Annotated in this window: 13 protein-coding genes and 1 riboswitch; of the genes, 4 read left to right on the top strand and 9 right to left on the bottom strand. The window is 62.8% G+C overall.

What is annotated here, in order from left to right:
• Nucleotides 1–94: 94 nt before the first annotated feature.
• Entirely contained in the window at nucleotides 95–1,225 is a 1,131-nt protein-coding gene (locus tag AC097N_RS19535) for a succinylglutamate desuccinylase/aspartoacylase family protein (protein ID WP_479583739.1), read from the top strand.
• A gap of 38 nt (nucleotides 1,226–1,263) precedes the next feature.
• Nucleotides 1,264–2,040 (top strand): ABC transporter ATP-binding protein, encoded by a 777-nt coding sequence (locus tag AC097N_RS19530; protein ID WP_479583738.1) that lies wholly within the window; start codon nucleotides 1,264–1,266, stop codon nucleotides 2,038–2,040.
• Here AC097N_RS19530 and AC097N_RS19525 read toward each other — a convergent pair whose 3' ends face one another.
• The 6 genes from AC097N_RS19525 to AC097N_RS19500 all read right to left on the bottom strand — a co-directional run bounded on the left by AC097N_RS19525 (nucleotide 2,041) and on the right by AC097N_RS19500 (nucleotide 8,473).
• Entirely contained in the window at nucleotides 2,041–2,685 is a 645-nt protein-coding gene (locus AC097N_RS19525) for an ABC transporter ATP-binding protein (RefSeq protein ID WP_479583737.1), read from the bottom strand.
• Nucleotides 2,678–4,312 (bottom strand): ABC transporter permease, encoded by a 1,635-nt coding sequence (locus AC097N_RS19520; protein WP_479583736.1) that lies wholly within the window; start codon nucleotides 4,310–4,312, stop codon nucleotides 2,678–2,680. The genes AC097N_RS19525 and AC097N_RS19520 overlap by 8 nt, the downstream gene beginning before the upstream one ends.
• A gap of 4 nt (nucleotides 4,313–4,316) precedes the next feature.
• Nucleotides 4,317–5,354: a thiamine ABC transporter substrate-binding protein gene (locus AC097N_RS19515; RefSeq protein WP_479583735.1), complete on the bottom strand. Its 1,038-nt coding sequence runs from the start codon at nucleotides 5,352–5,354 to the stop codon at nucleotides 4,317–4,319.
• Between the two features lie 65 nt (nucleotides 5,355–5,419).
• Nucleotides 5,420–5,517, bottom strand: a riboswitch (TPP riboswitch).
• Between the two features lie 20 nt (nucleotides 5,518–5,537).
• Nucleotides 5,538–6,866, bottom strand: a complete 1,329-nt coding sequence (gene serS, locus AC097N_RS19510) for a serine--tRNA ligase (protein WP_479583734.1) — start codon at nucleotides 6,864–6,866, stop codon at nucleotides 5,538–5,540.
• Nucleotides 6,867–7,004: 138 nt separating this feature from the next.
• Complete coding sequence (ispH, locus tag AC097N_RS19505) at nucleotides 7,005–8,012, bottom strand: 4-hydroxy-3-methylbut-2-enyl diphosphate reductase (protein ID WP_479583733.1); 1,008 nt, start codon at nucleotides 8,010–8,012, stop codon at nucleotides 7,005–7,007.
• Nucleotides 8,009–8,473, bottom strand: coding sequence for an FKBP-type peptidyl-prolyl cis-trans isomerase (locus AC097N_RS19500; RefSeq protein ID WP_479583732.1), 465 nt, complete (start codon nucleotides 8,471–8,473; stop codon nucleotides 8,009–8,011). Before AC097N_RS19500 ends, ispH begins: the two co-directional genes overlap by 4 nt.
• A gap of 88 nt (nucleotides 8,474–8,561) precedes the next feature.
• On the opposite strand from AC097N_RS19500, the gene radC reads away from it, so the two are divergent.
• Complete coding sequence (gene radC / locus AC097N_RS19495) at nucleotides 8,562–9,263, top strand: RadC family protein (RefSeq protein WP_479583731.1); 702 nt, start codon at nucleotides 8,562–8,564, stop codon at nucleotides 9,261–9,263.
• Nucleotides 9,260–9,925 carry a Smr/MutS family protein gene (locus AC097N_RS19490; protein ID WP_479583730.1) on the top strand — a complete coding sequence of 222 codons (666 nt, stop codon included), beginning with the start codon at nucleotides 9,260–9,262 and terminating at the stop codon, nucleotides 9,923–9,925. Before radC ends, AC097N_RS19490 begins: the two co-directional genes overlap by 4 nt.
• 36 nt (nucleotides 9,926–9,961) lie before the next feature.
• On the opposite strand, the gene AC097N_RS19485 is transcribed toward AC097N_RS19490, so the two are convergent.
• The 3 genes from AC097N_RS19485 to AC097N_RS19475 all read right to left on the bottom strand — a co-directional run bounded on the left by AC097N_RS19485 (nucleotide 9,962) and on the right by AC097N_RS19475 (nucleotide 13,921).
• Complete coding sequence (locus AC097N_RS19485) at nucleotides 9,962–10,834, bottom strand: dioxygenase family protein (protein ID WP_479583729.1); 873 nt, start codon at nucleotides 10,832–10,834, stop codon at nucleotides 9,962–9,964.
• Nucleotides 10,835–10,911: 77 nt separating this feature from the next.
• A complete protein-coding gene (locus AC097N_RS19480; protein WP_479583728.1) occupies nucleotides 10,912–11,316 on the bottom strand; it encodes a group II truncated hemoglobin in 405 nt (134 codons plus the stop codon).
• A gap of 85 nt (nucleotides 11,317–11,401) precedes the next feature.
• The gene (locus AC097N_RS19475) at nucleotides 11,402–13,921 is read right to left on the bottom strand and encodes an ABC transporter permease (protein ID WP_479583727.1); all 2,520 of its coding nucleotides are present in this window, start codon (nucleotides 13,919–13,921) and stop codon (nucleotides 11,402–11,404) included.
• Nucleotides 13,922–14,013: the final 92 nt, after the last annotated feature.

Here is a 14,013-nt window from a genome sequence, read left to right as displayed (position 1 = left end):
GATGGCGTCGTTTTGCCTGATCGGGTTCTTCAAGTTCAGCGAGACGCGTCTGCTGGCTTACCTTGCCCCGCGCAAACACTGAGCTATTCACAATATGCAACGTATTGACCATTCGCTTTTGTCACCGAGTCTGGGCAGCCAGAAGACGCTGACCAGCTTTCACTTTGGCACACCGGGTCAGGGTCTCAAGATTTATATCCAGGCCAGTCTGCACGCCGAAGAACTGCCCGGCATGCTGGTAGCCCATCACCTGCGCGCCATGCTGGAAGCAGCCGAAGCGGCCGGTCAAATCAGTGGCGAAGTCATCCTGCTGCCTGTTGCCAACCCCTTGGGCCTGGCCCAGCGGGTGGACCACAAACCCATGGGGAGGTTTGACCTGGGCACCTCGGAAAACTTCAACCGCCATTACCCCGATCTCGCCAAAGCCGTTGAACCCTTGGTGCGCGACAAACTCACCGACGACCCGAAAGCCAATGTGGACCTGGTGCGCCAAGCCATGGGCAGCTACCTGCGTGACTGGGCGCCCACCAGCGAACTGCAAAGTCTGCGGCGCACACTGCTGACCTTGGCGCATGACGCTGACCGCGTACTGGACTTGCACTGCGACTGTGAAGGCGTGATGCACTTCTACACAGAAGAAGCCTGCTGGCAGGAACTGGAGCCTTTGGCCCGTTACCTGCGCTGTGAAACCATCTTGCTCGCCAGGAATTCAGGCGGTACGCCCTTTGACGAATGCCTGTCAGGAGCGTGGTGGCAGTTGGCCGAGGCCCTGAAACAGTCAGGCCAAGTCGTCGCGCTGCCACAAGGCTGCTGCAGCACCACCATTGAGTTACGCGGCGAGGCCGATGTCAGCCATGCCTTGGCAAAGACCGACGCGGCAGCCCTCTATGCCTACCTGCAACATCAGGGCGTCATTACAGGCTCGCAGCCACCTGCCGTACCGCCTTTGCAATGCCAGCCCACACCCACGGCCGGTTCGGAAACCCTGCATGCCCCAGCGGCGGGCGTGGTGGTGTTCGCTGCCCAGGTTGGCACACGGATGACCACCGGTGACCTGGTGGCCGAAGTGATTGATCCCATTGCCAACGTGACCCACCGGGTGCTGGCGGGCGTTGACGGCATCCTCTATGCACGCATCCGCGACCGCTACATCACCACCGGTGGCGAACTGGCCAAGATTGCCGGCGCCATCCCCTTCAGAACCGGTGAGCTGCTGGGCGCCTGAGCCCACTGCATTGCCTGGCCCACCCGAGAATCTGCCCCATGACTTCCACGCCCCTCAAACTCAAGGTAGACAACATCCACAAGCACTTTGGTGCCAATGAGGTGCTCAAGGGCGTCTCACTCACCGCCCACGCCGGTGATGTGATCAGCATCATCGGCAGCTCGGGCTCCGGCAAGAGCACGTTTCTGCGCTGTATCAACCTGCTGGAAAAACCGCACCAGGGCACGATCCAGGTGGCCGGTGAAGCGTTGCAGCTGGCACCTGGTCCCAACGGTGAACTTCATGCGGTCGATCCCAAGCAGTTGCAACGCCTGCGCACCAAGCTGGCCATGGTGTTCCAGCATTTCAACCTGTGGGCCCACATGACGGTGTTGCAAAACATCATCGAAGCCCCGGTGCATGTGCTGGGCGTGCCGCGGGACCAGGCCATTGCCACCGCCCGCAAGTACCTGGAGAAAGTAGGTCTGCAGGGCAAGGAAGACAGCTACCCCGCGCACCTGAGTGGCGGTCAGCAACAGCGTGTGGCGATTGCCCGCTCGCTGGCGATGGAGCCCGAGGTGATGCTGTTTGACGAACCCACCAGTGCGCTGGACCCGGAGCTGGTCTCCGAGGTGCTGAAAGTCATGAAGACGCTGGCGCTGGAAGGCCGCACGATGGTGGTGGTGACGCATGAGATGGGCTTTGCCCGAGAGGTGGCCAACCACCTGATCTTTCTGCACAAGGGGCTGGTGGAGGAGGAGGGTAATCCGGCTGAGGTGCTGAAGAACCCGAAGAGTGAGCGGTTGGCGCAGTTTTTGTCGGGTAGTTTGAAGTAGCTACCACACGACCTCCAGCGCACCGGCCACCAGGCGCACGCCCCGGCGCCCCATGGCCCGTGCTTCAGCTTCGTCGTGCGTGACCAAGAGTGTGGCCATGCCAGCGGCTTCTATGCGCTCCCTGAATTCCTGTTGCAAGGATTGACGCAACTCGGTGTCCAGCGCCGAAAACGGCTCGTCCAGCAACAAGGCACGCGGCGAGGTGATCAACGCGCGAGCCAGGGCCACACGCTGCTGCTCGCCACCCGACAGCGTCCACACCCTGGCCGTCAACTGGGCAGCGAGGCCAAAGCGGGCCAGCATGTCTGCAGCGCGCAAGCGGGCTTCCTTGCGGCCAAGCCTTTGTTCAACCAGCCCAAAAGCCACGTTGTCCTGCACGTTCAAATGAGGAAACAGGGCAAAGTCCTGAAACATCAGTGCAAAACCGCGTCGCTCGGGTGGCACGCGTGTGATGTCCTGGCCATCAAACCAGACACGGCCCTCATCCGGCTCTTCCAGGCCTGCCACGATCTTGAGCAAGGTGCTTTTTCCGCTGCCCGAAGGGCCTAACAAAGCGACGATTTCGCCGGGTGCCACCCGCAGGCTGACCCGATCGGCCAGCAGTTGCTGGCCATACCATTTACTGATGTTTTTTAATTCAAGCATGACTCAGTGCAGTCTGGCCACGTCGCGGTCCGGCAAAGGGGACGGATCGGGGCACGCGGCGGATGGACCCCGGGACGGGCCAATCAATCACCAAAAAGGCCAGCAAAGCCAACCCCATCAACAGACAGGCCAACACCATGGCAACGTCCATATTGGCAACACCGGGGCGGCCCAGGCGTTGATAAATCAGCGTTGTCAGCGTAACCCACTCCGGGCGCGACAAAAACAGGGTCACGGCAAACTCGCCCAAGGCGGTCGCAGCAGCAAAGGCCATGCCGCGCCGCAAGGCGGGCCCCAGCAGGGGCAGGGTCACACGCCAAAAAATCCGCCAGGGACTGGCTCCCAGCGTGCGTGCCACCTGGCTCAATTGGTTTGGCAAACTGTCCAGACCCGCTGCAAGTGACTTGGCAACAAAAGGATAGGCCAGCACCGCATAGGCCAATACCAGCAAACCCAGGCTCGCGGTCCACTGCGGGTAGAGCAGTAGCAGACCAAACGCCACTGTCACGGGCGACACCACAAACGGCAAAAAGGCGGCAGCCCGCCACAACACGGTCACCTGCGCGGTCATGGCATGGGCCAGACCCAACACGGTGGCCAGCACCAGCGCCATCACGGTAAAGCGCAAGGTGTTCCACAAGGCGGCCAGCGTCTCTGCATCCAGCAACGTCCCCCACGCCTGGGTGCCGGCCTGCGCCGCGCGCCAGACAATCGCCAGCACAGGCGCAGCACAAAAGAACGCCAGTACGGCCAGCGCGGTGCACAGCGCCAGCCATTGCCCGGTGCCTTGGGGTCGACGCAGCGGCACGGGATCCGCCCGGCCAGGTGCTGCCAGACGCTTTTCAAGCAAGGCGTAAACGAGGGCCACGCCCCCCGTCAGCAGCAACATCCACAGCGCCAGCGAACTGGCTTGTGCCAGCTGAAGCTCATGCGCCACCAGTGTGTAAATTTCCACTTCAACGGTGGCGTAACGCTGGCCACCCAGCACCAGTGCCAGGCCAAAACCGGCAAAACAATACAAAAAGATCAGGCACAGGCTGGAGGCCAGCCACGGCGCAATGGCGGGCAACTCCACCCGCCAGAAGGCACGCCAAGGCGTGGCGCCGAGGGAGCGAGCCGCCGTCACCCGCTGCGAACTGACCTGACCCAAGGCATCGACCCCCGCGCGCACCAACAGACACAGGTTGAAAAACAGGTTGCCGTACAGCAGCAACCAGGGCGTGCCCTGCAGGTTCACACCCAGCCAACGACTCAACACACCGTGCGGCCCCCACAGGGCCAGCACGCCCAGGGCGGCCACCAGGGTCGGCACGACAAAGGGGAGCATCAGCAAGCGCAGTGCCAGTGTGCGGCCGACAAAATCAAAACGGGCCAGCGCCCAGGCCACCGGCAGACCGAGCACCAGCGCCAGTACACAAGTCGCGCCCGCTTGGGCGAATGACCAGACGACACGCCAGCGCAAATAGTCGTCCTGCCACAGGGCCCAAGGCCCCAACGCCGCGGTCTGCGCCAGATCGCCGGACCCGCCCCAACCTTCCATGGCCAGACGCAGCAGGGGTGCTGCCAGCATCAACCCCAGCGCCGCCAGAGGCAGCAGGATCAATAACCAGCGCGCCAGCGGCTTCATGGCCTTACTTCAGGACCACCTGCGTCCAGCGGCTGACCCATTTGCTGCCTTTATCGGCCAGCGTCTGCGCGGGCAGGCTGTCAAACGTGGTGGGTTCGGGAGCGTGTCGCATCACCTCGGCGCGCGCGATGCGGGCATCCACCGGGTACATCCACATGCTGGTTTGCAACGCGTCCTGTGCAGGAGCCGAACGCAAGAATGCAATGAACTTTCTCGCCGCTTCGCGCTGGCCACCACCCTTGACGAGGGCGGCACCTTCGACCTGCCTGAACACCCCGCCCTTGAGGAACAGGCTGCCCGTGGGGGACTCGGTGATTTTTTCCTTGCTGTAAAACACCTCGGCCGCGGGGCTGGTGGCGTAGCTCACAACCAGCGGGTAGCTCCCGCCATTGCGGCTGAATTCGGTGTAATAGGCTTCGCTCCAGCCCTTGGCGACCTTCAGGCCATTGGCGCGCATCTTGGCCCACCAGCTGAACGCGTTTTCCTCGCCCATGCCCGCCACCGTGGCCAACAGGAAGGCGTAGCCCGGGCTGGAAGTGGCCGGGTTTTGCACCACCAGCCAATTGCGGTAGGCAGGCTGAGTCAGCTCGTCCAGCGATTTGGGCAGTGCCAAGCCGCTCTTGGCCACAGCAGCCTTGTCGTAGTTGAGTGTGACAAAACCGTAGTCCACGGCCACGGCCTGGGTGCCCAGCTGCGCGTCAAGACCATTGTTGGCGGTGGCGCTGGGTGCGGTGGTGCCGAAGTCGTCCAGCACATGGGCCGCCTGCGCCTTGGCAAGCAGGGCGTTGTCGATGCCAAAGACGACATCGGCCACGGGTTGGGCGCGGGTCAGAATCAGCTTGTTGAGCATTTCACCGGCGTCGCCGCCCTTGATGATGCTCAGCTTGACGCCCGACTGTGACTCGAACTTGGCCAACAGGGGCTTGGGCAGGGAAAACGAGCTGTGCACCATGACACGAAGCTCCGTCGCCGCAAAGGCCGGGCTGGTCAAGTGGCTGGCCGCGAGGGCGACTGCCCCCCAAACAAAAATCCGCCGATTCATCGCAAGTTCCTTTCAATGCGCCGGTTTCAGGGCGCATTGGCAAAGGAACAAACCGACAAACGGCGGACCTTCATCCCTCACGCTCCCTACGCTGGCATGACCCAGATCAGGTTGGTGGGGTATTTCTCAGTCCGCCTGTTGGCAGACACCCCCGGTGAAACCGGAATTGTAGACCCCGAAAACTCAGGCAGGTACGCCCAGCACGGTCAGACCGCCCACATACGGCTGCAATACGGCAGGCACCGTGATGGAACCGTCGGCGTTCTGGTAGTTCTCCAGCACGGCCACCAAGGTGCGGCCCACAGCCAGACCGGAGCCGTTCAAGGTGTGCACCAGCTCGTTCTTGCCCTGCGCGTTTTTGAAGCGGGCTTGCAAACGGCGCGCCTGAAAAGCCTCGCAGTTGGACACCGAACTGATCTCGCGGAAGGTGTTTTGTGCGGGCAGCCAGACCTCCAGGTCATAGGTCTTGCTGGCGCCAAAGCCCATGTCCCCCGTGCACAGCGACATCACGCGGTACGGCAGCCCCAGTTTTTGCAGGATGGCTTCGGCGTGGCCGGTCATCTCTTCCAGCGTCTCGTAGCTCCTGTCGGGGTGAACGATTTGCACCATTTCCACCTTGTCGAACTGGTGCTGGCGGATCAGGCCACGGGTGTCGCGCCCGGCGCTACCGGCCTCGGAACGGAAGCACGGGGTGTGCGCCGTGAGCTTGATGGGCAAGGCCGACTCGGCCACCACTTCATCACGCACGAAGTTGGTCAAAGGCACTTCACTGGTGGGAATCAGGTACAGCGCGGTGTGGTCCGGCTGGGCTTCGCCCTCCTGGCCGCCCTTTTTGGCAGCAAACAGGTCGCCCTCGAACTTGGGCAACTGGCCCGTGCCGCGCAGGCTTTCACCATTGACGATGTAAGGCGTATAGCACTCGGTGTAGCCATGTTCGCCGGTTTGCACGTCCAGCATGAACTGGGACAAGGCGCGGTGCAGGCGGGCAATCGGGCCCTTCATGACGGTGAAGCGCGACCCCGTGAGCTTGATGCCCATCTCGAAGTCCAGCCCCAGCGGCGTGCCGAGGTCCACGTGGTCTTTGACTTCAAAGTCAAAGACCTTGGGTGCTCCCCAGGTGCGCACGACCACATTGCCATGCTCGTCCTCCCCCACCGGCACACTCTCATGCGGCAGATTGGGCACGGCCAGCAGCAGGATCTGCAGCTCGTTCTGGATCTGCTCCAGACGCGTGGCGGACGTTTCCAGCTCCGTCTTGAGACCGCCCACCTCCGCCATCACGGCATCGACCTCGGCAGCACCGGCCGGACCTTTGGCCTTAAGCTGGCCGATTTGCTTGCTCAGGCTATTGCGCTTGCTCTGCAACTCTTCCGTGCGCATCTGAATGGTCTTGCGCTCGGATTCCAATGCGCGAAACGCCTCGACGTTGAGGAAAGCCTGTGGCTTTTTGCGGGTCTCAAGGCGCGCAATGGCAGATTCGAGGTCTTTTCGGAGAAGGGTAATGTCTAGCATGGTCGGATTTTAATTTTTGAAGTCGAGGGCATTGGGCTAAATTGATTGAGATTGGCGCTTGACATGAATTTATACGAATAATGGCTGCAGCCCCCGTAAAACGTGCACAAACAGCTATCAATAAAGGAGCGATTTAAATCAGGACGACTCATGCCGGGTGAACCCGTTGACGTCCACGCCCTGCCCATGCGGATCAAGTTTCAGGCCCTTGGGCAGCGGGAACTTCACGGTTTCCTGAATGCCGGCCATCTTGCGCACCGACACCGCGCCCAGCGCCTTGATACGGTCGATCACTTGCGCGACCAGCACCTCGGGCGCCGACGCACCGGCCGTGAGGCCAACCGACTGGCGGCCTTCAAACCACGCCGCCTGCAACTCGTCGGCGCTGTCCACCATGTAGCTCTCGGTGCCCAGCTTGCGCGCCAGCTCGCTCAGGCGGTTGCTGTTGGAACTGGTGGGGCTGCCCACCACGATCAACACGTCCACCTGGGGGCTCATGATTTTCACGGCGTCCTGGCGGTTTTGGGTGGCGTAGCAAATGTCCTGCTGCTTGGGCTCGCGCACGTTGGGAAAGCGCGCCTTCACGGCGGCCGCAATCTCGGCCGCGTCGTCCACGCTGAGGGTGGTTTGCGTCACCACGGCCAACAGCTCGGTCTGGCCGGGCTGCACCCGCGCCACATCGGCCACGTCTTCCACCAGATGAATGCCGCTCTCCAGTTGGCCCATGGTGCCTTCCACCTCGGGGTGACCTTTGTGGCCGATCATGATGAACTCATAACCTTCCTTGTGCAGCTTGGCCACTTCCACATGCACTTTGGTTACCAGTGGACAGGTGGCGTCAAAAATGGAGAAACCCCGGGCGGCGGCTTCGTCCTGCACCGCGCGGCTCACGCCATGAGCCGAAAAAATAAGGGTCGATCCGGGCGGCACGTCGTCCAGCTCTTCAATGAAGATGGCGCCTTTGGCCTTGAGGTCATTGACCACATAGGTGTTGTGCACAATTTCGTGGCGTACATAAATGGGGGCGCCAAACTTCTGCAGCGCGCGCTCCACAATTTCGATGGCCCGGTCCACCCCGGCGCAAAAGCCGCGGGGTTCGGCCAGCAGGATTTCCTGCGGGGCGTGGGTGACAGAACCGGCGTTCATAGGACCCCAATCACGTGAACTTCGAAGGTCACGGGTTGGCCCGCCAGCGGGTGGTTGAAATCAAACAGCACGGCGTCTCCCTTTTCGTCACTGCGGAATTGTTGAACCGACCCGGCAAACTGGCCCTTGCCGTCCGGCGTGGGGAATTGCACCACATCGCCCACGGCGTACTGGGCGTTGGCGTCGCCCATCTCGATGAGCACCTTGTGCGCCATCCACTGCAGCATGTCGGGGTTGCGCTCGCCAAAGGCGGCTCCGGCCGGCAGCTCCAGCGTGGTGCGGCTGCCCTCGGCCAGGCCGAGCAACCGGGCCTCGACGGCGGGCGACAACTCGCCGGTGCCCAAAGTCAGCGTCGCGGGCTTGCCCTCGAAGGTATTGATCACGTCACCCGCGGGCCCGGCCATGCGGTAGTGCAGCGTGAGAAAGGAGCCCGGTTGGACACGGATGGGGGTGGAGGTCATGTGAATCCCGGAATAAAGGCTGAAAAATCGGTGCCGACGCGCCACGGCATTTGGCGAATAAACTGCCTTCATTGTAAAAGGCCGACCCATGCCCCTGAAAGACCTTCCCCCTGATGCCCGTCCGCGCGAAAAGCTGCTGGCGCGCGGCCCCGGCGCCCTGAGTGACGTTGAGCTGCTGGCCATCCTGCTGCGCACCGGAATCCAGGGCAAGGGCGTGCTGCAAATGGCGCAGGAACTGTTGCAGCTCAAGACCAGTGCCAATGACAGCGACGGGTTTGACGGCATTGCCGGGCTGCTGCACGCAACGGCCGACGACCTCAAGCGCATCAAGGGCCTGGGCCCGGCCAAGCGGGCTGAAATTGTGGCGGTGCTGGAGTTGTCGCGCCGGGCGCTGGCCCAGCAACTGAAGGAACGCACCGTGTTTGCCACGCCGGACGCTGTCAAGCACTACCTGCAGTTGCACCTGGCGGCCAAACCGCATGAGGTGTTTGCCGTGTTGTTTCTGGACGTGCAAAACCGCCTGCTGGCGATGGAGGAGCTGTTTCGCGGCACGTTGACGCAAACTTCGGTGTATCCCAGAGAAGTCGTGCTGCGCGCCCTGCACCACCAGGCCTCCGCCGTGGTGCTGGCGCACAACCACCCCAGTGGCTCGGTGCAGCCGTCGCGCGCGGACGAGGCGCTGACGCAAACCCTCAAAACCACGCTGGCTCTGATTGATGTGCGCGTGCTGGACCACATCATCGTGGCACCGGGGGAAGCGCTCTCCATGGCGGAGCGGGGTTTGTTATGAGCGGCAAAGGGGTCAAGGTGAGCAGCCTGGCGGACCTGAAAACCGTCAAGCGCGAGATTGAAGCGCAGGCCTTGCGTCAGGCCCAGCGGGCCGCCGAGCAGGCCCGTTCCCAACAGCAAACCGTCACGGAAAGAGATCTTTTCATTCGGGCTGCAGGTGTGGTCAAACCCTTGCCGGACAAGCGGCGGGCGCTCCTTAAAAAAGAGCAAGCGGCACCCCTGCCCATGCAATACCAGCGCGATGAACAGGCGGTGCTGATTGAAGCCATCAGCGACGAATTTGATGTCAGCACCCTGCTGGAAACCGATGACCACCTGAGTTTTCGCCGCCCCGGCATTGGCACCGACGTCACCCACAAACTGCGCCGGGGCGACTGGTCCATCCAGCGCCAGCTCGACCTGCACGGCCTGCGCAGCGACGAAGCACGGGAACGCCTGAGCCTGTTCATTCGCGAGTCGCACAAGCAGGGCATCCGCTGTGTGCGCGTGGTGCACGGCAAGGGCCTGGGCTCACCCGGCAAGGCGCCGGTGCTCAAGAACAAGGTGCACAGCTGGCTGGTGCAAAAGATCGAGGTGCTGGCCTTTGTGCAAGCCAAACCGGCCGACGGCGGCGCCGGTGCGCTGGTGGTGTTGCTCCAGTCGCGCCGGGTCACCCGGCTCTGAGGCGCGACGCTTTTGTCCCCTGAGGGAGGCTGAAGGTCAGATGCCCACGGTCAGCGTGGCCACATAGCCCGCGCTGACGCTGCCCGTGACAGTCGCCATCTGCGTGGCGGCGCCGTCGTTACCAAAAACATTATCCGTACCCAGTGAAATCGCCGCGAGATTGGACACGCTGGCGCCGTAGCCGGTGGTGGCAAACACCGTGTCGCACACCGCCTTGGACAAGGCGAGCTGGGAGGTTTTGACCTGGTCGCTGACTGGCGTGGTGATGACAGCGTTCAGGCTGGCATAGACCTCAAAGTGGATGTGCGGCCAGCGCCCCGAATAACACGCCGGAAAGATGGTGGTGAAAGTCACCTCGCCGTTGCTGTCGGTCACCTGCACACCGCGCAGGTAGTTTTCGGCTGTGACGCCGCTGGAATACATGGAATACAAACCTTCGCGGCTGCAATGCCACAGGTATATGGCATAGCCCGCCAACGAGGCACAACTGGCACTGGCGCTGACCAGCTTGAGCGTGACCGTGAGCGGCACGCCCTGTGCGACGGTGCTGGAGCCCACAATGCTGGCGCGAATATCGGACCGCACAATGCCCGACAGCGTGAGCGCGTTGGCAATGCCGCTGCCATTGCTGTTGGAGCCATCACCGGGATAGGGCCCCGCCGTCTCGGTCGGAATGACGGAGCAGGAGCCGGTTGTTGTTGTCGTGGCGGCGGCGGTTGCCGCTGAGCTGATGCCGCCGTCCCCACCGCCACCACCGCAGCCGATCAAAGGGAGTCCCATGACAGAACCGGCCGACAACCAGCGCAAAACACGGCGCCGGTCGGGTGCTGTCTGGATCAGGGTTTCAAGGTCGTGCGCGAGTCCGTGGTCATGCGCATGAAGGAGGTTTTGCAGGTCAGAAATGCTCATTCGTGCATTGTGGCCACCCTCTGTACCAACAATATCTAGGCCATGTAAAGATACATGTACCCAGCAACAAGCCCCCGTTACTCCGGCATGTTGCGCATGAAATCGGCCGTCTGGAAGAACGACTCGCGCAACCGGCTGCGCAAATCCTCGGGCACGCCGGTCTCGCCCATGGCCTGGTCCATGCACGCAACCCACTGGTCACGCTCCGGAACGCCCACCTTGAACGGCAAGTGGCGTGCGCGCAGACGCGGGTGGCCAAACCGTTCGATGTAATGCTGCGGCCCACCCAGCCAGCCGCACAAAAACCAGAACAAGCGCTGGCGCGCATTGTCCAGCTCAGGACCATGTGCAGCGCGCAGGGCGCTGTAGCCGGGCTCCAGGTCCATCAAGTCATAAAAGCGCTCGGCCAGCGCCTGCACACGGGCTTCGCCGCCGATCCACTCGAAGGGCGTGGCGAATTGGGGTTTTTCTTGTATTTTCATGATCAAATCGGGCTCTAGCCCAGGTGGTACATGCGCTAGTAGCTATAAATTAAGTAGCAAAATACACTCATCGCGCAGGCCTGAATTATTGCGCAGCGCGGCGCAGCGTCTCCACTACGGGGCGGCGCAGCACTTCGCGCAGGCCCCACCAACCCGCCGCCAGTGCCAGCAGCGCCCCGCTGAGGGAGCCAAACACGGGCACCCACAGCGAGACGGTCCACTCGAACTCGAACACGTATTTGGCCAGCGCCCAGCCCACGATGGTGGCCACCACCGAGGCCAAAAACCCCGCCAGCAAGCCCACGCCCATCAGTTCGGCCCGCTGCACCTGGCGCAGCAGGCTGCTTTGCGCGCCCACGGCCCGCATGATGGCGAACTCACGGGCGCGCTCCTCCCGCGTGGCAGTTACCGCGGCAAACAGCACCACCAGCCCGGCGGCCAGCGTGAAGCCGAACAAAAACTCCACCGCGCTGATGACCTGGTCCAGCACCCGCTGAATCTGCGTGATGGTGCTGGTCATGTCCACCGCGGTGATGTTGGGGAAACTGCGCACCAGGGCGTTGTCAAACCCGGGCGTGGCCGGGGCCTTGAAGGCGCTCATGTAGGTGCTGGGCACATTGGGCAGGCTGGCCACCGGGTACATGGCAAAGAAGTTGGCGCGCATGGAGCCCCAGTCCACCTTGCGCAACGAGGTGATTCTGGACTCGGTCTGCGCTCCGCCCACGTCAAAACTCAAGGTATCGCCAAGCTTCAGGTTCAGGGTTTTGGCAATGCCCTCCTCCACGCTGATGGCGCCCTGCTCATCCTCGGTCCACTTGCCGGCCACCACCACGTTTTGCGACGGCTTGACGGCGCTGTGCGACAGGTTGAACTCGCGGTCCACCAGCCGTTTGGCGCGGTCGTCCACGTAGTCATCGGGCGTGATCGTTTTGCCGTTGATGGCCACCAGCCGCCCGCGAATCATGGGGTACCAGTCGAACTTGCTCACGCCGCCGTCGCGCAAGGCCTTGGTGAACGCCTCGCCCTGCTCGGGCATGACGTTGATGACAAACCGGTTGGGGGCGTCAGGCGGCGTGGCTTTGCGCCAGCTGCTGATCAGGTCGGTGCGCAAGAGCACGAGCAGCACCAGCGCCAGCAAGCCCACGGCCAGTGCGCTGATCTGCACCACCGCGTAGGCGGGGCGTGCCGAGATTTGCCGGGTCGCGAGCACCAGCCAGCGGGGTGCCGTGGTCTCATTCACGCTCTTGCGCAACAACTTGACGGCCAGCCAGCTCAGGCCAGCAAACACCAGGGCCGCCCCCGCAAAACCGCCAACCGCAATCAAACCCAGTTTGACATCGCTGCTGGCGGCCAGTAGCAAGGTGGCAAAGCCAGCCACCCCCAAGGCCAATACGCCGATGGAGGCGGGTTTGAGGTTGCCCACGTCGCGGCGAATCACGCGCAGCGGCGGCACTTGGGCCAGTTGCAGCACGGGCGGCAGGCCAAAGGCCAGCAGCAAGGTGAGCCCCATGCCCATGCCAAACAGCACCGGCCAGATGCCAGGTGGCGGCAAAGCCGCGTCCACCAGGCCCGCCAACAGCAGCACAAACACGTAATGCACGGCGTAGCCAAACGCCACGCCCAGGCCGCTGGCCAGCAGGCCAATGACCGTGAACTCAAAGGCATAACTCGACGCAATGGTGCGCTGGCTCAGGCCCAGCACGCGCAGCATGGCGCAGTCGTCCAGGTGGTTGGCGGCAAAACCGCGCGCCGCCAGCGCCACCGCCACGGCACTCAGCAGCGCCGAGAGCAAGGCAATGAGGTTCAGAAATTTCTCGGCCCGCTCCAGTGTTTGCCCCACCTCGGGGCGCCCGCCTTGCAACGACTCCACGCGCAGGCCGCGAACCTCGGGTTTTTTGACTTCTTCCTGCGCCCAGGTCACAAAGCTTTTAACGCGGCTGTCAGCGCCAGCCACGGCCAGGCGATAAGTGAGCCGACTGGCGGGCTGAATCAATTTCGTCGCCTCCAGATCGGCACGGTTGATCATCACGCGCGGCGCAAAGCTCATGAAACCGGCGCCTCGGTCGGGCTCGTTGACAATGATTTTTGAAATGCGCAGGCTGGCGTCACCCAGCAGCAGTGTGTCCCCCATGGCCACACCCACGGCCTCCAGCAAAGGCGCCTCGATCCAGGCCTCGCCTTGGGCCGGGATGTCACGAGTCATGGTACCCGGCCCGTCCGATCCCGTACTGACTTTCAGACTGCCCCGCAAGGGGTAGCCTGGCTCAACGACCTTCAAGGCCACCAGCTTGCTGCCACCGCCCTTGCCATCCGGCGCGCGCGCCATGGTCGGAAAGCCCAACGTTTGCACCACGTCCAGCCCCAGAGAGCGGGCTTTTTCGGTGAACATGGCCGGTGTCGGGTTGTCGCTGGAAATCACGGCATCGCCGCCCAGCAGCTGGCGCGCGTCCCGCTGCAGCCCGCCCTTGAGCCGGTCGGCAAAGAAGCCCACGGCGGTCAGCGCGGCCACCGCCAGGGTCACCGCCACCATGAGTAAACGCAGTTCGCCGGAGCGCAGATCGCGCCACAAAGAGCGCCAGCCCAGACGCCAAAAAGAAATATTCATGCCGCTACCTTATCGCACTCAGGGCGGCGTTGCTGCCCGCACGCGGTATAGGCTTGCGACATGGACTTGATATCGGACGGCAGCGGCCTGCC

The sequence above is a fragment of the Rhodoferax sp. LS1R11 genome (assembly GCF_056521395.1).
The sequence above is the reverse complement of the archived record's forward strand: the minus strand, read 5'-3'. Positions and strand labels throughout refer to the sequence as shown.